The sequence below is a fragment of the Candidatus Methanomethylophilus sp. 1R26 genome (genome assembly GCF_001481295.1).
GTDB lineage: Archaea > Thermoplasmatota > Thermoplasmata > Methanomassiliicoccales > Methanomethylophilaceae > Methanomethylophilus.
The window spans coordinates 40,584-61,132 of sequence record NZ_LOPS01000008.1; the positions used below are offsets into that span (position 1 = coordinate 40,584).

The 20,549-nt window shown below is 63.4% G+C and carries 19 protein-coding genes, 1 rRNA gene and 2 pseudogenes; 20 read left to right on the top strand and 2 right to left on the bottom strand.

Annotation, left to right across the window (positions count from 1 at the left end):
* Positions 1–127: 127 nt before the first annotated feature.
* The 9 genes and pseudogenes from AUQ37_RS01705 to AUQ37_RS11865 all read left to right on the top strand — a co-directional run bounded on the left by AUQ37_RS01705 (position 128) and on the right by AUQ37_RS11865 (position 12,171).
* Complete coding sequence (locus AUQ37_RS01705; RefSeq protein ID WP_058747153.1) at positions 128–532, top strand: helix-turn-helix transcriptional regulator; 405 nt, start codon at positions 128–130, stop codon at positions 530–532.
* Positions 478–2,691: a heavy metal translocating P-type ATPase gene (locus AUQ37_RS09350; RefSeq protein WP_058747154.1), complete on the top strand. Its 2,214-nt coding sequence runs from the start codon at positions 478–480 to the stop codon at positions 2,689–2,691. The genes AUQ37_RS01705 and AUQ37_RS09350 overlap by 55 nt, the downstream gene beginning before the upstream one ends.
* On the top strand, positions 2,649–3,305 hold the full coding sequence (locus AUQ37_RS13385; protein WP_058747155.1) for an HAD-IC family P-type ATPase: 657 nt from the start codon (positions 2,649–2,651) through the stop codon (positions 3,303–3,305). Before AUQ37_RS09350 ends, AUQ37_RS13385 begins: the two co-directional genes overlap by 43 nt.
* A 79-nt stretch (positions 3,306–3,384) precedes the next feature.
* A pseudogene (locus AUQ37_RS12805) lies at positions 3,385–3,924 on the top strand (Hsp70 family protein); the annotation flags it as partial.
* A 59-nt stretch (positions 3,925–3,983) separates the two neighbouring features.
* On the top strand, positions 3,984–5,465 hold the full coding sequence (locus AUQ37_RS12810; RefSeq protein ID WP_058747157.1) for an Hsp70 family protein: 1,482 nt from the start codon (positions 3,984–3,986) through the stop codon (positions 5,463–5,465).
* A gap of 2,994 nt (positions 5,466–8,459) precedes the next feature.
* Entirely contained in the window at positions 8,460–9,680 is a 1,221-nt protein-coding gene (locus AUQ37_RS01735; protein WP_058747159.1) for a GTPase domain-containing protein, read from the top strand.
* A 3-nt stretch (positions 9,681–9,683) separates the two neighbouring features.
* Positions 9,684–10,421: a nucleotide exchange factor GrpE gene (locus AUQ37_RS01740; RefSeq protein ID WP_058747160.1), complete on the top strand. Its 738-nt coding sequence runs from the start codon at positions 9,684–9,686 to the stop codon at positions 10,419–10,421.
* A 62-nt stretch (positions 10,422–10,483) separates the two neighbouring features.
* The gene (locus AUQ37_RS01745) at positions 10,484–11,821 is read left to right on the top strand and encodes an Hsp70 family protein (RefSeq protein ID WP_058747161.1); all 1,338 of its coding nucleotides are present in this window, start codon (positions 10,484–10,486) and stop codon (positions 11,819–11,821) included.
* Positions 11,776–12,171: an Hsp70 family protein gene (locus tag AUQ37_RS11865; RefSeq protein WP_235584798.1), complete on the top strand. Its 396-nt coding sequence runs from the start codon at positions 11,776–11,778 to the stop codon at positions 12,169–12,171. Before AUQ37_RS01745 ends, AUQ37_RS11865 begins: the two co-directional genes overlap by 46 nt.
* Positions 12,172–12,192: 21 nt before the next feature.
* On the opposite strand, the gene AUQ37_RS01750 is transcribed toward AUQ37_RS11865, so the two are convergent.
* Complete coding sequence (locus AUQ37_RS01750) at positions 12,193–12,924, bottom strand: pseudouridine synthase (protein WP_058747162.1); 732 nt, start codon at positions 12,922–12,924, stop codon at positions 12,193–12,195.
* Between the two features lie 71 nt (positions 12,925–12,995).
* Here AUQ37_RS01750 and AUQ37_RS01755 point away from each other — a divergent pair, with 71 nt between their 5' ends.
* The 9 genes and pseudogenes from AUQ37_RS01755 (at position 12,996) to AUQ37_RS13230 (ending at position 18,436) form a co-directional block, all read left to right on the top strand.
* Positions 12,996–14,141 (top strand): pirin family protein, encoded by a 1,146-nt coding sequence (locus tag AUQ37_RS01755; RefSeq protein ID WP_082662344.1) that lies wholly within the window; start codon positions 12,996–12,998, stop codon positions 14,139–14,141.
* Positions 14,142–14,247: 106 nt separating this feature from the next.
* Positions 14,248–14,529, top strand: a complete 282-nt coding sequence (locus AUQ37_RS01760) for a peptidylprolyl isomerase (RefSeq protein ID WP_058747163.1) — start codon at positions 14,248–14,250, stop codon at positions 14,527–14,529.
* A 34-nt stretch (positions 14,530–14,563) separates the two neighbouring features.
* Positions 14,564–14,848 carry a DUF2188 domain-containing protein gene (locus tag AUQ37_RS01765; protein ID WP_058747164.1) on the top strand — a complete coding sequence of 95 codons (285 nt, stop codon included), beginning with the start codon at positions 14,564–14,566 and terminating at the stop codon, positions 14,846–14,848.
* A gap of 64 nt (positions 14,849–14,912) precedes the next feature.
* On the top strand, positions 14,913–15,308 hold the full coding sequence (locus AUQ37_RS01770; protein ID WP_058747165.1) for a helix-turn-helix domain-containing protein: 396 nt from the start codon (positions 14,913–14,915) through the stop codon (positions 15,306–15,308).
* 34 nt (positions 15,309–15,342) lie between these two features.
* Positions 15,343–15,464 (top strand): 5S ribosomal RNA (rrf, locus tag AUQ37_RS01775).
* Positions 15,465–15,628: 164 nt separating this feature from the next.
* A complete protein-coding gene (locus AUQ37_RS01780) occupies positions 15,629–16,405 on the top strand; it encodes an isopentenyl phosphate kinase (RefSeq protein WP_058747166.1) in 777 nt (258 codons plus the stop codon).
* Positions 16,405–17,367: a type 2 isopentenyl-diphosphate Delta-isomerase gene (locus AUQ37_RS01785; protein ID WP_201013639.1), complete on the top strand. Its 963-nt coding sequence runs from the start codon at positions 16,405–16,407 to the stop codon at positions 17,365–17,367. Before AUQ37_RS01780 ends, AUQ37_RS01785 begins: the two co-directional genes overlap by 1 nt.
* A 220-nt stretch (positions 17,368–17,587) precedes the next feature.
* Positions 17,588–18,063: pseudogene (locus tag AUQ37_RS13225) on the top strand (polyprenyl synthetase family protein); the annotation flags it as partial.
* Positions 18,064–18,172: 109 nt separating this feature from the next.
* Positions 18,173–18,436, top strand: coding sequence for a hypothetical protein (locus tag AUQ37_RS13230; RefSeq protein ID WP_320408840.1), 264 nt, complete (start codon positions 18,173–18,175; stop codon positions 18,434–18,436).
* A 33-nt stretch (positions 18,437–18,469) separates the two neighbouring features.
* Here AUQ37_RS13230 and radB read toward each other — a convergent pair whose 3' ends face one another.
* On the bottom strand, positions 18,470–19,147 hold the full coding sequence (radB, locus tag AUQ37_RS01795; RefSeq protein WP_058747167.1) for a DNA repair and recombination protein RadB: 678 nt from the start codon (positions 19,145–19,147) through the stop codon (positions 18,470–18,472).
* A 92-nt stretch (positions 19,148–19,239) separates the two neighbouring features.
* Here radB and AUQ37_RS01800 point away from each other — a divergent pair, with 92 nt between their 5' ends.
* Positions 19,240–19,866 carry a KEOPS complex kinase/ATPase Bud32 gene (locus tag AUQ37_RS01800; protein WP_058747168.1) on the top strand — a complete coding sequence of 209 codons (627 nt, stop codon included), beginning with the start codon at positions 19,240–19,242 and terminating at the stop codon, positions 19,864–19,866.
* Positions 19,863–20,429: an RdgB/HAM1 family non-canonical purine NTP pyrophosphatase gene (gene rdgB, locus AUQ37_RS01805; protein WP_102134586.1), complete on the top strand. Its 567-nt coding sequence runs from the start codon at positions 19,863–19,865 to the stop codon at positions 20,427–20,429. The genes AUQ37_RS01800 and rdgB overlap by 4 nt, the downstream gene beginning before the upstream one ends.
* Positions 20,430–20,549 lie beyond the last annotated feature (120 nt).

Here is a 20,549-nt window from a genome sequence, read left to right on the forward strand (position 1 = left end):
GGATCCCGGGCCTCCCTCATCCGCATTTTCTGCGGATGAGGTCACCGGCTCGCTTTTTCCTCCGCCAAACTATATATCGCACTTCGGTTGTTCACTTGAACAATTGAACAATCATTCAAGTGATACGATGGGCGACGAAATCTGCGACTGCGAGACCGACGAGTTCGTCGGGAAGATCCGCCGGGGGATGCTGGACGACGATACGATCTTCGATATTGCCGATCTTTTCAAAGTGTTCGCGGACAGCACCCGCGTGAGGATCATGTGGGCCCTCCACGAGAGCGAGATGTGCGTCAGGGGGATCTCCAAATCCCTGAACATCTCGATGTCCGCGGCCTCCCACCAGCTGAAGACGCTGAAGGATGCTGACCTCGTGGCCTCGAGGAGGAGCGGGAAGCAGGTCTATTACTCCCTCTGCGACGAGCATATCGAGATGCTGCTCAGCACAGCCCTCGCCCACATCAAGGAGGAGAAGCGATGGAGCGCATCTTCGAGATCGAGGTGGACTGCCCTCACTGCGCCGAGAAGGTAGAGAAGGCCGTTTCCGAGGTCTCCGGGATATCGCATGCTTCGGTGGATTTCGAGACCCAGACGATGCGCATAGAAGTGGACGATTCCCTCAGGGGCAGATATCCTGAGGTCCTCGCCGCTGTGAGCGAGGCCGCCTCCGCTGCCGAGCCCGATTTCAAGCTCAGCGATGTCACCGAAAGGGTCGCGGACGAAAGAGCCAGACGCCATGTTTTCGATATCGGCGCCTGCAGCCCCGAATGCGCGGACAGGGCCGAGGCCGCGGTAAACGAGCTCGACGAGGTCGAGGATGCCAGGACCGACGGCGCACGCAGAAGGATGTATGTCACCCTGAGGAGCGAGTTCGACGGCATCGGCGGGGATGTTCTGGAGAAGGTCGCGGAAACCGCGGTCGATGCCGCCGACGGCTTCTCCATGAAGGAGATCGAGGACGACGGCGCGGACCCTGAATGCCCTGCGCTTCCCCCGAAAGGCGCGCCCGCAAAGCATGATGGGCATGGACATGAGCATGGACATGAGCATGAGGACAGTTGTGCATGCTCATGCGGCGCCCATCATGAGCATGCCGCAGTGGACGAGCATGAGAACACCGGGTCCGTCCAGCACACGTTCGTGATCGATGTGGATTGCCCCAACTGCGCCATGAAGGTGGAGAACGCCATCGCCGCCATGGACGAGGTCGAGTCCGTTAGGATCGACTTCGTCGGGAAGAGGATGCGCCTCCGCCTGAAGCCGGAGTTCGAGAAGGATTATCCGAAGATCATCGGAAAGGTGGAGGAGACCGCCCGCGGGGCCGAGGACGAGTTCTCCATGAAGGAGACCGTTCCGGGGAAGCGCCCGGCCGAGGAAGAGGAGGAAGAGAGCGGGAAGGGCATGATGCCCCTCCGCATAGCCGCCGCGGCCGTGTTCATAGCCTTCGGCATCTGGCTCGAGTACATCGACGATTACTCCCTGACCCACGACAGCGCTGTGCTGGCCATCGTATTCGGGGCCGGCCTCGCCGTCATCGGGTACGATGTCATCATCGGGGGCATCAGAAACCTCCTGAAAGCAGGCTTCCTGGACGAGAAGTTCCTGATGACGGTCGCTACCGTCGGGGCCCTGGCCGTCAGCTGCCTGGACCCGGATTCGGATTACTGGACGGAATCCGTCGCTGTGATGGCGTTCTATCAGATCGGGGAGTATTTCGAGGACCGCGCGGTGAGCCGCAGCAGGTCCAACGTCAAGGCCCTGATGGCGCTGAAGGCCCCGTTCGCGACGGTCGTCGAGGACGGGAAGGCCGTAAGGAAGGACCCGGAGGAGGTGGCCCCGGGGAGCGAGCTCATCATCGCCCCCGGAGAAATGGTGCCGATAGACTGCATAGTCATCAAAGGGGAGAGCTACGCGGACACCAAGGCCATGACCGGCGAGTCGGTACCCAGACGCATCGGGCCGGGCGACGAGCTGCTTTCCGGGTACATCGTGACAGAGTCCGCAGTCAGCGTCCGCACCGTCCGCAGGTACGAGGACTCGGCGGCGGCCAAGGTCCTGAACCTGATCGAGGAGTCGTCCGCCAGGAAGTCGTCCTCGGAGAAGTTCATCACCCGCTTCGCCCGCTGGTACACCCCTGCCGTGGTCGGCTGCGCCCTCGCCATCGCCGCCGGCGGGGCCCTCCTCACCGACGACCCGTCCGGCTGGGTCATCAAGGCCCTGATCTTCCTGGTGGTCTCCTGCCCGTGCGCTCTCGTGGTCTCCGTCCCGCTCACCTACTTCTGCGGTATCGGCCGGGCCTCGAGGGAGAACATCCTCATCAAGGGCAGCTCCTACATCGAGATGCTCGCCAAGACGGACAGGGCGGTGTTCGACAAGACCGGGACGCTCACCGAGGGCGTCTTCGGGGTGACCGCCGTCAAGCCGACGGAAGGGTTCTCGGCCGAGGAGATCGCGGACGCCGCCGCCTGCGCCGAGTCCTACTCCAGCCACCCCATCGGGAGGTCGATAGTCTCGTACGCCGGGGGCGGCATCGATCCCTCCAGGATCTCCGACTCCAAGAACCTGCCCGGGCTGGGCGTGAGCGCGCTGGTCGACGGCAGGGCGGTCTACGTCGGGAGCAGGGGGCTGATGGCCGCGAGGGCATCGCCGTGCCGGACGAGCAGGATTCCGGAGGGGCAGACGTCTGCATAGCCATCGACGGGAAGTACGCCGGGCGCATCGAGATATCTGACTCTCTCAAGGAGGATGCGGCGTCCGCGGTGGCCGAGCTGCACGCGATGGGCATCGAATCCTTCATGTTCACCGGGGACCGCGAGCGGACGGCCGAGCATGTCGCCGTGGAGCTGGGCATGGACGGGTACAGCGCCGAGCTGCTCCCCCAGGACAAGACACGCCGCCTGGAGGAGGTCATGGCCGGGACCCGCGGCAGGACCTGCTTCGTGGGCGACGGGATAAACGACTCCCCCTCGCTCGCGAGGGCGGACACCGGCATCGCCATGGGCGGGATCGGATCGGATTCCGCCGTGGAGGCGGCGGACGCCGTCATCATGGACGACAGGCCTTCCAAAGTCGCCGAGGCGATCAGGATATCGAGGAAGACCCAGAGGATCGTGGCGGAGAACATCGCCATGGCCCTGGCGGTGAAGTTCGCCATCCTGATACTCACCCCGACCACCGACCTGGTCACGATGTGGGTGGCCATCTTCGGGGATGTGGGCGTGCTCATCCTGGCGGTCTGCAACTCCGTCCGCGCCCTCGGGTTCGGGAAGAAGGCCCGCGGCAGGGGCGCCGCGGCCTCCGCCTGACCTCCCTGGAGGGGCGGGGAGCCCCCGCGCCTCCAATCATTTAATTAGAGGACCGCCGTATCACCGTTCGGGATGCACAATGGGAGAGGGTTCCGGCAGCGCCGGCAAAGGCGATGTGCGCATCGGGATCGATCTCGGCACAACTTACTGCGCGGTGGCGGTGTTCGACGCCATCACCTCGAAGGCCGATATCGTCCCGAACGGGCTGGGGAAGGAGATGACCCCCAGCGTGATATGCTTCGACGGCGGGGAGACAGCGATCGGCGACAGCGCCAAGGAGATGCAGTCCGAGGGCAGGGGCGCCGTGGCCGCGTTCTTCAAGCGCCATATGGGGGAGACGGACCCGATCTTCGAGTACATGGGGAAGCAGTACACCGCCGAGGACCTCTCAGCCATACTGCTCAGGCGCCTGGTCGAGGACGCCGAGAAGAGCCTCGGGCGCCATGTGGCCGGCGCCGTCGTCACCGTGCCGGCGTACTTCAACGATATCCAGAGGAGGGCCACCATCCGCGCGGCGGGCGCCGCCGGGATCAGCGTGATGAAGATCGTCAACGAGCCCACGGCGGCCGCCGTCCATTACGGGTACAACCATGCGGGCAAGAAGCGCCTGCTGGTCTACGACCTGGGGGGCGGGACCTTCGACGCCTCCGTCGTCGATGCGACGGCGATGACATCAGCGTGCTCGGCACCAAAGGCATGCACACCCTCGGCGGGAAGGACTGGGACGACATCCTCATCAACATGGTCTGCAACAGGTTCCAGCAGCAGTTCGACATGGACCCGCGCAGCGACGGGGCGGAGCTGGAGAAGCTCAGCGTGCTCTGCGAGGACTACAAGAAGATGCTCACCGACGAGGAGAGCATCAGCGCCCGCATCGAGTGCTTCGGCAAGAGCGGAGGGGAGAACGGCTCCGGGTACACCATAACCAGGAGCGAGTTCGAGACCGAGTCCCGCTGGCTGCTGGAGGAGACCGGCGACATCGTGAACGAGCTGCTGAAGGACCTCGGGCTCAAACCCTCCGACATAGACGACGCCATCCTCGTGGGCGGGTCCTCGCGCATGCCGATGGTCAGGGACTACGTCGCCTCCATGGGCCCATGGAAGGTCGTCGTCCGCCGGGACGCGGAGACCGCGGTCGCCAAAGGGGCCGCCGTGCTCGCCGACATGTACTCCGAGAGGCCGAGGAGCTCGGTCCCCAACTTCTCCGAGGTCACCTCGCACAGCCTCGGCGTGCTCGCCGCCGACCCCGAGGGGAACCGCTACGTGAACGACGTGGTGATTCCCATCTACTCCAACATACCGTGCACCGGCCGGCGCTCGCTCAGGATAGAGCCCAAGAACCGCACCGACGTCATCGAGGTGTACACCCTGCAGGGGGAGAGCGACATACCCCTGGACTGCGCCGTGACCGCGCGCTACGAGATCCGCGGCTTCGAGAACTACGGCGATTCGGCCGTGATAGACCTCGAATACTCCTACAGCAAGGAGGGTACCGTGCAGGTCTCGGCCATGCAGAACGATAAAAAGCTGGTCGTCACCCCCAGGCCCGCTCCCGCCGCCGACGAGATCGGATGGATGGGCGAGGCCCCCGGGAACCGCACCGTCGACGTCCCGATCGATTCCGGGATCGTCATCTGCATCGACCTGTCCCGCAGCATGGAAGGGAACCTGCAGGAGGTCAAGGAGGCCGTCAGGGACTTCGTGAACAAGGTGACCGGGCCGAGGACCAGGGTCGGGCTGGTGGGCTTCGCCGACAGGGTCCGCACCTACATCGAGATGTCCTCCAACACCGCGCCCATCTCCTCCGCGCTCGCCGACATGAAGATCGGGAAACTGGGCAGGGGGACCGATGCCAGCCCCCTGCCGGTGGCAGAGGACATGCTGTTCGGCACCGAGGGCAGCAGGACCGTGATCATCCTCACCGACGGGAGATGGGGGCACAGGGACCGCGCCGTCGAGGAGGCGGAGGAATGCAGGAGCAACGGCATCAGGGTGCTGGCCATCGGGTTCGGGGAGTCCGACCTCTCGTTCCTGAAGCAGATAGCGTCGCTCTCCGACGCCGAGAAGCTGGCGTCCCTCGGGGACCTGAGGCGCAGGTTCAGCACCATCGCGACGCAGATGGCGGCCGACAGCGACGGGCTGCGCGAGGAGGCGAGCTGACGGACGGCCGGAGGGAGAACTACTGCAGGCTCCTGGGGCTCAACCCGTTCGAGGAGGACAAGTACACCGACGAATCGATCTCCAAGAGGATCGACGCCGCGGCCGCCAGATGGAAGAAGGACTGCGAGCACCCGAACTTCCGCACCGAGGTCGAGGCCTCTCACCACCTGGAGGACCTCCCGGCGATCCGCACGACCATGATGAACAAGACCCTGAGGCACGGGGAGTTCGAGTCGGCGAAGAAGCTCCTGTCCGCCTACGCATCGGCGCTCAAGCGCTACGCCGTCACCCTCAAGGACGGTAGCACGTACATCCCGGAGGGAGCGGTCGGGGACCTCACGAGGGCCATAAACTGGGGCGACGACGTCACCGCCTTCACGGTGAGGCAGGCCTCGGGCCTGAAGGAGGCCGAGATACCCAAGCTGGAGGACCCGGACATCGTCTCGGCGTACGAGACCCTCCGGGACCTCGGCCTGTACACGCCGATGGAGCTGGTGAACACCCTCATCATGATGCCCGAGATGGGCCTCAGGAACGCTCTGCTCGACTCCGGTTCCAGCCCTGCCGACCTGAGGAACGCCTTCGGGAGCGCCAAGGCCCGCATGAGGAACATCCAGAGGGACTTCCCCCGGAAGAACGCCTACCTGACGGCCATACGCAAGACCGCGCTGGTCATATCGCCCGACGAGAAGCTGGAGAGGGCCACCCGCTTCGGCGAGTCCATGAGGATCATGGAGCCGGCCGTGGAGGCCCTGGACCGCAACCGGTGGCAGCGCATGGACCGGAACTTCATCTACGGGCTGATATCGCATTACGTCGCGGGGGAGGCGGCCGACACCGACCTCGCCATCAGGGTGCTCGAGGTGCGCTGCTGCGAGCGCGGCTATGCGGCGGACTTCTCGGGCTCCGGCCCGGAGCTCAGGTTCTGCCCCGGCTGCGGCGGGCTCATCGACATGCGCCAGGACACCAACTTCTGCCCCATATGCGGCCGCGAGATCCGCAGGATCTGCCCCAAGTGCGGGAACGTCGAGCTCGCGGGCAACAAATGCTCCCGCTGCGGGCGCGTCTTCGCCGACGAGGACCGCCGGATAAACGCCGAGGCGAAGGAGATCTCCGAGATGATCGAGCTCGGGAACATCCCCACGGCGGAGAAGATGTTCAGCAAGCTGAAGCTCGACTACCCGCACTGCAGCCTCGGCTCCCTCGAGAGCTCCCTCGGGGCCGCCTCGGCGGACTACCGGAGGACGGTCTCCAGGATCGAGGAGGACTACAAGCGCCGCAACCTCAACGCTGTGAAAAGGGGCATAGAGAGGGCCAAGAGGAAGTACCCGGGCATCAGGGACGAGGGGACCCTCGGCGATTACTACGACGAGGCATGCGAGAAGGTCGCCGAGGCGAGCGCCCTCTGCACCCGCGCGCAGAACGAGGAGCCGGCGGCGGCCATGAAGACGTACATCCTCGCGTCGGACGTCTGCCCCGACCACCCCATGGCGGTGAGGAGGCTCAAGGACTTCCCGCCCGACGGCCCGGACGGCGGCGAATGCGAGATCGCCGAGGACCGCGTGAGGATCAGCTTCCGCGTCCCGGCCGAGAGGGAGGGCATGACGTTCTGCATCTACAGGGGCAACGGGACGCTGCCGGAGGTGGACGCCAACACCGTCCCCCTGTCGGAGATCGCCGGGAGCGTCTACGTCGACTCGGCGGTGAGCCCGGGCGCGGAATACTACTACAAGATCTACTCGAAGCGCTGGGGAGTTCTGTCGAGGCATTACACCATATGCGGCCCCGCTGTCGTCGTCTTCGAGGTCACCGACGCGTCCGCCGAGCCGATCGAGGACGGCCTGAGGATCACCTACTCCCGGCCGTCGGGATGCTCCCGCGTCCGCGTCTTCCGGAAGCTCAAGGGCGCGGCAGGAGAGAAGGAGCTCGTCGGAGGGGCGGGCGCCATCGAGGACCGCGGGCTGAAGGGCGGGAGGACGTACGAGTACCTCTTCGTGGCGGAATACGATGTCGCCGGGAGGACCGAGCGCTCCTACGGCACGACCATCGAGGCCGTATCGCCCGAATACCCCTCGCCCGTGTCCGAGCTCGGGCTGGAATGGATGCGCAGCGAGAACGGCAACAAGGCCACCTGGGCATCTTCCGTCCCGGTGGAGCTCTACACCTCCCGCAGCGCCGCCCCGAGGTACGGGGAGATCATGCCGCTGAAGGCCCTTGAGGGCATCGCGGAGAAGATCGTCCCGGAGCGCACGTTCGAGGGCGGGTGCATATTCGGGGAGCTCCCTGGAGCGGTGAACTTCGTCACCGCCGTGTCGGTCATAGGGGAGACCGCCGTCATCGGGGCCTCGCAGAGGGTCGTCAACCTCAGGCCGTTCAGCGGCATAAGGAAGAAAGGGGACGAGGGAGCGTGCATCATAAGGGCCGAATGGCCGGACGATGCGGAGTCAGCCGCCCTGATCTGCCGCGACGCCGAGACGGGGGAGGAGAGCGAGCCGATCAGCGTCTCCCGCGCCGCATACGAGCGCGAGGGCGCGATCGCCATGTCCATGGGATCCTCCGAGATGATGGAGGTGTCCATGTACGCAGTCTACCGCATCGACGGGCACGAGGTCAGGTCGGCCCCGAGGATGTTCACGGCCTATTCCGGGCGCGACGTGAAGGTGAGGTACAAGGTCAGGACCGAGAAGGACCGCGGGCACGGCATGGTGCGGATCGTACTGGACATCAGGTGCCCGATGAAGGAGGACGGCGACGGCAGCATCCCCCGCGTGATCATGGTCCTCGCCAAGGAGGGCATCCCCCTGAGGTCCGACGACGGGGACATGATCTGGGACTCCGAACGCCCGGTGAACCTCGACCGCGGGCGCGCCGAGATCAGCTTCCAGGCGGCCAAGGAGGACGCCGACCTGAAGAGGATGAGGCTGTTCTTCTACGACACGGACGAGTACTGGCACCATAAGATCGTGCATCCTCTGTACGGGAGGTCCGCCGGCAATGCCTGACAAGAAGAGGCCCTATGTGTGCCCGTTCTGCTTCCATGAGATCGACCTCGGGAGGATCCATTACGTCTGCTCCGACCCGCTGTGCACCTCGAAGTTCCTGGCCATGCCCAGCAGCAGGCAGTTCCGCTCCGAGTTCAGGCCGAACGAGGAGATCGACCTGGAGAGGACCAGGTACCTGCACAAGGACAGGAACTCCCCGGACGCGGAGACGACCAAGCACCATATCATAAGGTCGTCCCCGGACGGCAGGTGCGAGATCTGCGGCAGGAGGTCCAAGGTCCGCCTGTGCCCCGAGTGCCACAACCCCATCTCCGGCTCGGCGGAGGAGAACGGGAGCCTGATCTTCGTCGTCCTCGGCGCGGACGGGGCCGGGAAGAGCCATTACATGGCCGCCCTCATCGACACCCTGGCCGGGAGGTTCTCCGAGGAGTTCGGGACCGAGTTCGTCCCGGCGACCGCCAGGACCGAGAACAGGTACGAGGACGTCTACCGCCGCCCCCTGTTCGTGGAGAACAGGACGATCGATCCCACCCTCCCCTACGAGGAGGACAGGGGCGGCCACGAATCGCTGGTCTATTACCTCACCTTCCCGACGGCCGACGGCGGCAGGACGTACACGGTGGCGTTCTTCGACACCTCCGGGTACGACATGGACGCACGCCGCGGCAAGATCGACCCGGACCTCCTGGCGGCCATAAGGAACGCCAGCGGCATACTGCTGCTGGTGGACCCGCTGCAGATGCCGCCGGTGGCCGAGGCCCTGGGCATGGAGCCGGACAGCGAGGACGCCGCCGACACGCTCACATACATCATCGAGCTGGTCCGCGGGCGCCCGCTGAGGTCCAGGGAGAAGATAGACAAGCCGCTGGCGGTGGCGCTGTCCAAGGCCGACCTGATCATGCGCGACCCGAAGGAAGGGGAGAGGAAGGACCTCTTCATCGGCCCCGAATCGTCCCTGAGGGTGGCGCGCGTGAGGGGTCGCGCCGACCCGGTCTGCCTGGCGGAGGCCGGGACCGAGGTGGAGGAGTACTTCAGGAGGAACGCCTCCCAGAGGTTCATCTCCGCCGTCGGCGGCTTCAGGAAACACGAGTATTTCGCCGTCTCGGCGCTAGGATCGGAGCCGTCCGGGAGCGGGACAATTAAGGACGTAAAGCCTTTCAGGGCCGAGGACCCGTTCATCTGGCTCTTCACGGCCTGCGGAGGGAGGATCTGAATCATGACAGAAGGAAACAACGAGATCGAGCTTGCTAAGTCAGCTGACAAACCGGCGAAGACCAGGAAGAAGGCGGCGGACGGAACCAAGAAGACGGCCTCGTCCAGGGTGACCGTCAAGATGGTGGACGAGAAGTTCGACAGGATCCTGGCGGAGATCTCCGCATCCGGCGGCCGCGGGACGAGCTCCGAGACCGAGCGCAGGGTCCAGGACATCTACTTCATGTCCGCCGACCTGGTGGAGAGGGTCAGGGCCCTGGAGAGCAGGCCGGTTCAGCCGGCCCAGGGCGCGCGCGCCGGGGAGCCCTACGTCACCTCGAGGGAGCAGTTCGAGGCCTATTCCAAACTGGTCTCGCGCAGGGAAGGGGAACTGGCCGACAGCAAGTTCATGCTGCTCCTCTACAACATGTGCCAGATGAGGGAGGACATCAAGGAGATGCTTGCGAACATGGAGCGCAACAAGGACAACCTCTCCATAGACGACATCCTAGACTCCTTCGAGACCTACGAGATCGACCTGGAGAACATGCTCACCGATGCCGGCGTCGTCATCGGCCCCTACGGCAAGGACGGGGACAGGGTGGACACTGTGCATCAGAGGATCTCCGGCACCGTTCCGACGGACGACCCGGAACTCTCCGGGAAAGTGGCCGAGAGGCTGTCCGATGGTTACGAGTACAGCGGCCGCGCGGTCGTCAAAGAGAGGGTCACTGTTTACAAGAAAGCAGGCCAGCGAGACTGAGCCCGCACGGTTCATACAGCACTATCATCGATACAGCACAAGTACAGCACAGGTGAGAAGGGATGGATAACAGCAGCTTGAAGGTCGGGATCGACCTAGGAACAACATATTCGTGCATCGCGTATCTGAACAACGAAGGGAAACCTGAGGTATGCAAGAACCTCTACGGCAGCGATACCACGCCGTCGGTGGTCTACTTCAGGGAGGACGGCGACGTGCTGGTCGGGGAGACGGCCGTGGATGAATCGGTCGCCTTCGATCCGGAAAGGGCCTCCAGGTGGGTCAAGAGCCACATGGGGACCGATTGGAAGTTCTCCGTCGACGGGAAGGACTACACTCCGGTCAACATCTCCACGGTCATCCTGAAAAGGCTCATCGAGGACATAGATGAGCTGCAGGCCACCCATGTGAAGCGGGCGGTCATCACCTGCCCCGCGTACTTCGGGCAGAGGGAGAGGGACGCCACCAAGGAGGCGGGGCTCGAGGCAGGGCTCGAGGATGTCAAGATCCTGAACGAGCCCACGGCGGCCGCCATCTCGTTCGGCTTCGGGCACGAAGGAGACGGAAAGAAGAGGGTCCTGGTTTACGACCTCGGCGGAGGCACGTTCGATGTCACCGTCCTCGACATCGATGGCAACCGGTTCACGGCCGTGGCCACCGACGGGGAGATGAGGCTCGGGGGCATGATGTGGGATGAGGAGCTCTATAATCTGATCACCAAGAAGATCGCATCATCCTACGGCCTCAGCGCCGACGAGCTCTCGCTCAATCCGAAAGATTCCGGCAGGCTCCTGTACGATGCCGAGAGGCACAAGAAGAGACTGTCTTCCAACGTCTCCGTCCGCGGTGCGTTCAATATGGAAGACGGCCGGCGCGGCTCGTATTCAGTCACCAGGAAGGAGTTCGAGGACGCTACCCGCCCCCTCATAACGACCACCGTCGATATCGTGAAACGCGCCCTGGAGACGAAGAACATCGACCCGGCAACGATCGACGCGTTCCTGCTCGTGGGCGGGTCATCCAAGATGCCGCAGGTCAAAGCGGCCCTCTCCGAGGCCTTCCCGAACAACAGCATCCAGGTCTTCGATCCGGACCAGTCCATCGCCAAGGGCGCGGCGCTGTTCAGCAGCTACTGCTTCGATGCCCCCGAACCTGAGATCATCCCCGTTCCCGCGCCGGCCCCGGCGGCCGCCCCCTCCGCGGCGGCCCGTCCGCCGCGGAGGTGCCCCCTGTCAGCCGTTCCGAGCCCCAGACGGTCAGGGAGAGCGGCATCGAGGTCATCGAGGAGCCCGAGCCCGTCGCGAAGGACGCCAACAGGATCATCGTCCACAACGTCCTCTCCAAGACGTTCGGCATCAGGGTCACCGACGAGAAGAAGAACGAGTACATCTCCAACCTGATCTTCAGGAACGAGGTCCTGCCGATCAGCAAGACGAAGATCTATTACCCGGTCGATGAGGGGCAGAAGGTGGTCAAGGTCTCCATCTACGAGAACCTGGCGGACACCGGCACCGACAGGACCGAGATCGTCGAGAGCACCCCGGTCGGCGAGTTCCTGGTCAACCTCCCGGAGGGCGTCGACCGCAGGACCGAGGTATCGGTCAGGTTCAAGGCGTCCGACGAGGGCATACTGACCGCCTCCGCCGACTGCCTCGGCACCCACAAGGAGTACGAGATCAAGTGCTCGTTCCAGACCACCGAGGAGGAGAAGGAGCTCTCCAAGGGCCTGATAGAGAGGATGGTCCTGTGATCGGAGGGGGCTCCGGCCCCCTCAGTCCTTCTCTTCCAGACGGCTCTCGGCCAGCATCTTTTGGAGGATCTCGCGCTCGGACCTGGAGATGTCCCGGTACCGCCCGGGCTTCAGATCCCCCAGCTCGATGTTCATCACCCTGACGCGCACGAGCCTCACCACGCCGTATCCGAAATAGGCGCACATCCTCCTGATCTGCCTGTTGAGGCCCTGCCTGAGCACTATCCTGAGCACCCTCGGGCCTTCGGCCGATACCTTGCAGCGGCGGGTCACGACGCCGTCCCCGAGCGGGACGCCCCCGGCCATCCCCTCCAGAAACTCGGGCACGATGTCGCGGTCCACGGTGACCACGTATTCCTTCTCATGGCCGTACCTGGAGCGCATGATCCTGTTAGCCAGCTCGCCGTCGTTGGTGAGCAGCAGCAGGCCCTCCGAATCCTTGTCGAGCCTCCCCACCGTGAAGATCCTCTTGGGGTACCCGATGTACTTTATGACGGAGTCCTCGTTCCCGCGGTCCGAGGTGCATTCCAGGCCCCTCGGCTTGTTGAACGCGAGGATCACGGCAGGCCCCCGTTCCTTCGCTATCTTCCTGCCGTCGATGCGCACATCGTCCGCGGAGGAGACCTTCTCCCCCATCTCGGCAGGCCTCCCGTTGACCGTGACGCGGCCCGCATCGATGATGCGGTCGGCCTCCCTGCGGGAAGCGACGCCTGCCTCCGCGATGAACCTGTTGAGGCGAACCCGTTCCTCCATATGCTGATGAATCGGGATCCCGTTATTAACGCTGACGATAAACCATAAACCGCCTGCGCGATATCCTGCGCATGAGTCTATTCGGAAGGTCCCGCAGCGGCCCCGTCATCCGCGAGCAGAAGGCCGAGATGAACTGGGACACTGAGGACCCGTTCATCTTCGCGTCGCACCACAGCGACGACTATCCCTCCGGGAACCGCCAGCAGGCCCCTCCCCTGGAGGAGATAAAGAGGCGCCAGCTCGGGAACGATTTCACCAAGGAGCTGGGATACCGCATGTACCGCGGGAAGGTCGCCCCCGGGTTCCCGCTCCACCCGCATTGGGGGTACGAGACGGTCACGATATGCACCGAAGGCTACATCGACCATTTCGACAGCCTCGGCAACCAGGGCAGGTTCGGGTACGGAGACATGCAGTGGATCACCGCAGGCGGCATGTACGCCCATGACGAGATGTACCCCCTCGCCTTCGCCGACAGGAAGAACCCCCACTCGGTGACCCAGATCATGATCAACCTCCCGCTGAGGATGAAGAAGGGCCCCGCAGAGGTCAGCGATGTCTGGGCGGAGGACATCCCGACGGCCGAGGGGGAAGGATGGAAAGCGTGGATCTACGCCGGCGCCATGTTCGGGAAGACCGCCGAGGTGCCGAACAAAGGGAGCTGGGCGGCCGACCCGTCCCACCATGTGAGGATCGTCAGGTTCTCCGCCGAGCCGGGAGCATCGTTCAGCCTGGAACCCATCGGCAGCGGCACCGGGCGCAGCATCTACTGCGAGAAGCCCGTCACGGTGGCCGGGAAATCCTACATCAGGGAGACCAGGCTGAAGCTCCGCCCCGACACGGAGTGCACCGTGGAGAACGGGAGCGAAAAGAACGAGATCTGGCTCCTCGAGGGGGACCCCATCGGCGAGAAGCAGCGCTCCTGGGGGCCGGTCGTCCTGGGGACCGATGCCGAGGTCCGTGAGGCCAACAACGAGATCCGCAGGAAGATGCTCTCGGAGTGGCCCTGGGACTACGTCAACAAGACCCAGCCTGTCGCCACGGACCGTTTCATCCGCTATGCGGACGGCACCGAGAAGCGCCCGAAACAGAAGGACCCGAGGGAGCTTCCGCCGGCCAGGCCGTTCACCGAGGAGGACATCGCCAGGGAGCGGGAGATCGACGCGAAGCAGAAGAAAAAGGAACGCTTCGCGGACCGGTGGAACGAAGACGACTGAGCCAGATGCCGGGCCTCCGCTCCCGGAGGCCCGCTCTGTGCAGGAACGACAGGAAATCCGTCCGTTGCTGGAACATCTTTAATATCCGCATCACGGTGCAAGTATCATGGTCAAAGAGGTTCATGCGGCGCATATACTCGTCAAGGACGAGGCGAAGGCGAAGGATCTGATGGCACAGGTCCAGGCCGGAAAGAATTTCGGCGAACTCGCCAGGAAGTACTCCGTGTGCCCTTCCAAGAAGAAGGGGGGCGACCTCGGCTGGTTCAGGCGCGGCCAGATGGTCAAGCCTTTCGAGGATGGGGCGTTCTCCGCGAAGAAGGGGGATGTCGTCGGTCCCGTGAAGACCGAGTTCGGCTGGCACGTGATCAAGATCCTCGAACAGAGATGAAACAGGACCATAACCGATCGGAGGACATATCTACATGGCTACAGCAAGTGCGAAGAAGGAATCGGCCAAGCCTGCGGCTAAGAAGGCCGCCCCCAAGAAGGAGACCGTGAAGGCCGCGTCCGAGACCAAGAAGGTCTGGCACATCACCAAGAGGACCGACGACAACCTGTGGCAGGTCAAGGCCGAGGGCGCCCAGAAGGCCACCAGGACCTTCACCACCAAGAAGGAAGCGGAAGAGTTCGTCAAGACCCTCAAGTCCAACAACGAAGGGTCCAGGGTCGTCTCCCACAAGAAGGACGGGTCCTTCCAGAAGAAGTGAAGAACCGCGCTATCATTTGGTATAGTGCTAACAGTCAAATAGCCGGCAGGTGTGAGGGAGTACTATGAGCGTGGAACCGCGTTACGATTGCGCGATAGACGCCGCCATGTCAGTCATAGAAGGCAGGTGGAAGACCGTCATCATGTGCAAGCTGGCGCACGCCGGGAAGCCGATGAGGTACAACCAGCTCATGAACTCCATAAACGGGATCTCCCCCAGGATATTCACGATACAGCTGAAGGAGATGGAGAATGACGGCATCATCTTCCGCAACGTCATCTCAGAGAGGCCGAAGATCGTGGAGTACTCCCTTACCGAGAGAGGGCTCAGCCTGCTGCCCATACTCAAGGACCTTGCGGAATGGGGCCTCAGGAACATGTTCCCCAACATGGTCGAGTTCCCGAACGACATGACGGTCCCGGATGACAGCGAGATCAGGAAAGCAGTCGCTGCCAACTAAAACTTTTATACACCATCTCTATCTAGAGTTTTGGTCAGACGGCCACAGCAGAGGGGTTCACCCGGTCCCATCTCGAACCCGGAAGTTAAGCCCTCTCGCGTATCTGTCGCGTACTGTATTGCGCAAGTGTACGGGAAAGCAGACACGCTGTCTACCACTTTTCTTCTCTTCATTCTTCTGAGCATGCGTCATTTCATCCCGCTGCCCGTATCATATTCTGGCTCTCCGTCAGGCGGCCGGTGTACATCCTGTCGATTATATGCGCGCGCGTGAATTTGCGCGCGTGAGTTTATTAATCAGAAGAGGCGATGGGGCGCGCGATGATCCTGATCAAACTCGGCGGAAGCGTCATAACCGATAAGACCGCCTACCGCACCTTCAGGAAGGAGACCGTGGCCAGGCTCGCCGGGGAGATCAAGCGCTCCGGCGAAGACGTCCTCATCGTCCACGGGGCAGGGTCCTTCGGGCACGTCGTGTCCAAGGAGTACGGGATCCAGAAAGGCTACAGCAGGCCGGAGCAGATCCCGGCGGCGGCCCGCGTCATCTGCGACTGCTGCGAACTGTCGTCCATGGTGGTCGAGGAGCTCCTGGCCGCCGGCATACCCGCGGCCACCGTCCCCATCACGGCGGCGTTCGTGGCCGACGGCGGGAAGCTGATAGCCGACCATGACGAGCCCATCAAGAGGCTCACGGACCTCGGCATCATCCCCGTCATGTACGGCGATGTGATCGCCGACCGTTCCATGGGGTTCTCCATCGTCTCCGGGGACCAGATCATGGAGATGCTCTGCAGGATGTACTCCCCTGCCAGGGTCGTCTTCGTGTCCGACATAGACGGCCTGTACACCGCCGACCCCAAGACCGACCCCTCGGCGGAGCTCATCCGCGAGGTCACCAAGGATACCTTGGCGCACATCAGGACCGCGTCCTCGGTGGACGATGTCACCGGCGGCGTCGGGGCCAAGATGGAGGCCATGCTCAGGATGACCTCGGAGGACAGGGACTGCGTCCTGATCAACGGCAATGTGCCCGGACGTCTATACTCTCTGTTAAAAGGTCATGATGTCATCTGCACATCAGCCAAGGGAGGAATCTAATGACGATCAGAAGCCGCAAAGCCGATCACATCGACATATGCCTGAAGGAGCGCGTCGCCCCCGATCACTGCTACTGGGACGATGTCAAGCTCGTCCACAACGCCATGCCCGAGATCGACATGGACGATATCGACATGACGGCCGATGTCCTGGGGAAGAAGCTCGCCTTCCCGATGGTGGTCACCGCCATCACCGGAGGATTCCCGGGAGCCAAGAAGATCAACTCCAACATCGCCGAGGCCTGCGCGGAGCTCGGCATCGGCATGGGCGTCGGCAGCGAGAGAGCAGGCGTGAGGGGCGTGGACCCCGAGACCTACTCCGTCATCAAGGATTTCGACGTCCCGCTGGTCATCGGCAACATCGGCGCCCCCCAGCTCGTGAAGCAGAAGAGCGGGGAGCCCTTCACCGACGAGATGGTGAAGGCGGCGGCCGACCTCATAGACGCCGACTACATCGCCGTCCATCTGAACTTCCTCCAGGAGGTCATCCAGCCTGAGGGGGACCGCTGCGGCGCCGGGATCAGGGACAGGATCCGCGACCTGGCGCTCAGGTACCCGATCATCGTGAAAGAAACGGGCGCCGGGATCGACAGGTACACCGCCGAGAGGCTCAAGGGCATCGGGGTCAGGGGCCTGGACATCGCCGGCATGGGAGGCACCAGCTTCTCCGCCGTGGAGATGTACCGTGCCAGCATGATCGGCGACGACACCCTGGCCGAGATGGGGAACACGTTCTTCGACTGGGGGATACCCGCGCCCGCCGCCCTGGCGGAGTGCAGGGCCTCCAGGCTCCCCCTCATAGCGTCCGGGGGCATCCTGGACGGGACGCACGTGCCGCGGCCGTGGCCATGGGCGCGGAGGCCGCAGGCGTCGCGCATGCGGTGCTCAGGGAAGCGACGGAGTCCGCGGACGCCGTCAAGAAGAAGCTCATGCTTTTCAGAGAGGAGCTGCGGGCGGCGATGATGCTGACGGGCTCCGCAAACATCAAACAGCTCGCGGAAGCGAGGCATTTCGTCGCGGGAGAGACCCGCGAATGGATCGAGGGATTGAAATGGACGCAAAAGAGTATCTGAAGAAGACCTCGGCTGAGGTCGACGGACCCATAAAGAGCTACATTCCGGACGAGGAGCCCCAGAGGCTGATCGACGCCGTCAGGCAGTACCCGTACGCCGGCGGCAAAAGGATGCGCCCTGCCATCGTCCTCGCCGCCTGCGGGGCCGTCGGAGGGGACAAGCTGAAGGCCATGCCCCTTGCGGTGGCCATCGAGTACATCCACAACTTCACGCTCATCCACGACGACATAATGGACGGCGACGACATGCGCAGGAACATGAAGACCCTGCACGTGGCCTACGACGAGCCCACCGCCATCGACGCGGGAGACGCCCTGTTCGCCAAGGCTTCCAGATCATCGCCGACCTCGATGTGCCGGATGCCGCCATGAGGGACATACTCAGGCGCGTCACCAAGGCCGTCTGGGACCTCGCCCGCGGGCAGGAGTTCGATGTCACCAACGAGCACCAGCTCATCTCCGAGGAGAGGTACATCGAGACCATCTTCCTGAAGACCAGCGTCCTCTTCGCGGCCGCAGCGGCCGGAGGGGCCATCGTCGGCGGCGCCGATGCCGAGACCGTGGAGGAGATCAACCAGTACGCCCTCGACATGGGGCTCGGGTTCCAGATGTACGACGACTACCTAGGAGTCGCCGGCGACTCCTCAGACCGGGAAATCGGTCGGGAACGACCTCAGGAAAGGCAAATGCACCCTGATGGTCACCTACACCCTCGAGCACCTGAAGGACCACGCCAAGATGGCGAAGTTCAAGTCCATCCTCGGCAACATGAACGCCACCGACGAGGAGTGCATGGAGGGCGTCGAGATCATGAGGGAGATCGGGGCCGTCGATTACAACAGGAAGGCGGCAGAGGAGAAGATCGCATCCGCCAAGGCCCACCTCTCCTGCCTGAAGGACTCCGAGGACAAGGAGTTCATGCTTGCCCTCGCCGACTACGCCATCAGCAGGGACGTCTGAAACTTCTCACGGGCCGGGAGACCGGCCCTCATTTTATCCCATATCTGCCGGACGGTCAGACGTCGCGATGCCGTCGGCGGTGATCCTGAACATCGCGGACCTGCCCTCGGGCAGCGAACGGTGCTTCTTGATGACCGCGTTCCTCATGCCGTTGCCGCGGAGGTCGATCCTGATGATCGTCTTGGCGTTGTGATGCATGGCGTGGCCGCCGAGGAACTCTATCGTCCCGGTGTTGATGTTGGTGTACACCTGGGACGTCATCAGCACCGGCATGTCGTGCTCACGGGCGATGTTCAGGAGGACCTCGGTCTGGCGGATGAAGCTGTTCTTCATCTCCTGGTTGTCGTAATTGAGGCGGTAGAACATCGTCATGGAATCGATGATGATGAGCCCCAGCAGGCCCGTCCCGGCGATCTTCGCTATCTGGTCTATACGGTCCGCCTGCTCGGTGAAGCTGTGGACAGCGAAGACCAGGAGGCTCTTGACCGCCTCCGGGTCCTTGAAGATCTGCTGCACGCGGTCCTGGGACAGCCCCTCTGTGTCCACGTACGCGACCTTCTTCCCCGAGGCGATCACGTTGCGGGCCGCCTGCAGGCAGATGTTGGTCTTCCCGCATCCGGCCTCGCCGTAGAAAAGCGTGACGCTGCCGGTCTCGATGCCTCCGCCGAGGAGGGAGTCCAACGCTCTGCAGCCGATTGGGATGCGGTTCACGGCCGCTCATAAGATGACGCTTGAATATAACCTTCGCGGGATTCCAGGGGAGAGCGCGATAGTTGAAATACGCCGCGGGCCATCGCTCCGGCATGGACACGGAGGGGCTTGACGAGATAGCCGTCGGGGCCGAGGGGAGCGTATACCGCACGGAATTCCTCGGACGCAGGGCGATACTCAAGGTCAGGTCCCCCAAGGGCTATCGCGCGCCCGAGCTCGATTCCAGGATCAGGTCCCTCAGGATACGTTCCGAGGCCAGGCTCATCCGCGACGCCCGCAGGGCCGGGATACGCACCCCGATGATATACTGGGTCGATCCGGCGGCGGGCGAGATGATAATGGAGGACATGGGCGGCGAGACCGTCAAGAAGCACCTCGACGAGCACCCGGAGGATGCCGATGCGATCTGCCGCGAGATCGGCAGGGACGTGGCCCTGCTGCACAATGCCCGCATCGCCCACGGGGACCTCACCACGTCCAACATGCTCATATCCGGCGGAAAGATCTGCTTCATCGATTTCTCCATGGGCGTCTCGCTCGCCGAGACGGAGGACATGGGCGTGGACATACGCCTCCTCGAGAGGGCGTTCTCGTCCGCGCATCCCAACCTGACGCATGCGTACGGGGAACTTATCGACAGCTACTGCCGGGTGAAGACCCAGCCGTCCCTGGTCATGGACAAGGTCAGGGAGATAAAGGAAAGAGGGAGATACACATGAGCCTGAAGATCAGGGTGGTCACGCACAACCCCGGAAAGGTAAGGGAATACCAGTCGTCTCTGGGCGGTTACGGCCTCGAGATGGAGCACATCAACCGCGAATACGACGAGGTGCAGACGGACCACCTCGAGGAGGTTGTCGACAAGGGGATGAAGCAGCTGCATGCCGAAGGGCTGCGCGACTTCATGATTGACGATTCCGGCCTGTTCGTGAACGCCTTCGGCGGATTCCCGGGAGTGTACTCCGCATACGTTCAGAAGACCGTCGGCAACCCTGGCGTCCTGAAGCTCATGAATGGCATCGAGGACCGCTCGGCGACGTTCCGCTGCTGCATCGGCACCTGGATCGGGAACGAGCGCATCATCGTCACCGGCGTCTGCCCCGGAGAGATACTCCATGAGGCCAGGGGTACCGGGGGATTCGGCTACGATCCGATATTCAGCCCCGACGGTAAGCGTTCCTTCGCGGAGATCCCCACCGAGGACAAGAACGCCATCTCCCACCGCGGGGCCGCCGTCCGGATGCTCGCGGACGAGCTCAGGAAAAGAGGCATCATAAACTGACCGGGGCCGCCGTCCGGCGGCAGACGGCAGGATAAAATACCCAGCGCACAGTTTGGTGCCATATCGGGGCTATGGGCTAGCTTGGTAGACTTGTGGCTTTGGGAGCCATTGACTCCGGTT

Bases quoted from the DNA above. Each gene is read 5' to 3' on its own strand.
- AUQ37_RS01760 (WP_058747163.1), top strand. From the start codon at position 14,248: ATGGTCAAAGAGGTTCATGCGGCGCATATACTCGTCAAGGACGAGGCG.
- AUQ37_RS01735 (WP_058747159.1), top strand. From the start codon at position 8,460: ATGCCTGACAAGAAGAGGCCCTATGTGTGCCCGTTCTGCTTCCATGAG.
- AUQ37_RS01765 (WP_058747164.1), top strand. From the start codon at position 14,564: ATGGCTACAGCAAGTGCGAAGAAGGAATCGGCCAAGCCTGCGGCTAAG.
- AUQ37_RS01785 (WP_201013639.1), top strand. From the start codon at position 16,405: ATGACGATCAGAAGCCGCAAAGCCGATCACATCGACATATGCCTGAAG.
- rdgB (WP_102134586.1), top strand. From the start codon at position 19,863: ATGAGCCTGAAGATCAGGGTGGTCACGCACAACCCCGGAAAGGTAAGG.
- AUQ37_RS01750 (WP_058747162.1), bottom strand. From the start codon at position 12,924: ATGGAGGAACGGGTTCGCCTCAACAGGTTCATCGCGGAGGCAGGCGTC.
- AUQ37_RS01745 (WP_058747161.1), top strand. From the start codon at position 10,484: ATGGATAACAGCAGCTTGAAGGTCGGGATCGACCTAGGAACAACATAT.
- AUQ37_RS01780 (WP_058747166.1), top strand. From the start codon at position 15,629: ATGATCCTGATCAAACTCGGCGGAAGCGTCATAACCGATAAGACCGCC.
- AUQ37_RS13230 (WP_320408840.1), top strand. From the start codon at position 18,173: ATGGTCACCTACACCCTCGAGCACCTGAAGGACCACGCCAAGATGGCG.
- AUQ37_RS01740 (WP_058747160.1), top strand. From the start codon at position 9,684: ATGACAGAAGGAAACAACGAGATCGAGCTTGCTAAGTCAGCTGACAAA.
- AUQ37_RS01755 (WP_082662344.1), top strand. From the start codon at position 12,996: ATGAGTCTATTCGGAAGGTCCCGCAGCGGCCCCGTCATCCGCGAGCAG.
- AUQ37_RS01770 (WP_058747165.1), top strand. From the start codon at position 14,913: ATGAGCGTGGAACCGCGTTACGATTGCGCGATAGACGCCGCCATGTCA.
- AUQ37_RS01705 (WP_058747153.1), top strand. From the start codon at position 128: ATGGGCGACGAAATCTGCGACTGCGAGACCGACGAGTTCGTCGGGAAG.
- AUQ37_RS09350 (WP_058747154.1), top strand. From the start codon at position 478: ATGGAGCGCATCTTCGAGATCGAGGTGGACTGCCCTCACTGCGCCGAG.
- AUQ37_RS01800 (WP_058747168.1), top strand. From the start codon at position 19,240: ATGGACACGGAGGGGCTTGACGAGATAGCCGTCGGGGCCGAGGGGAGC.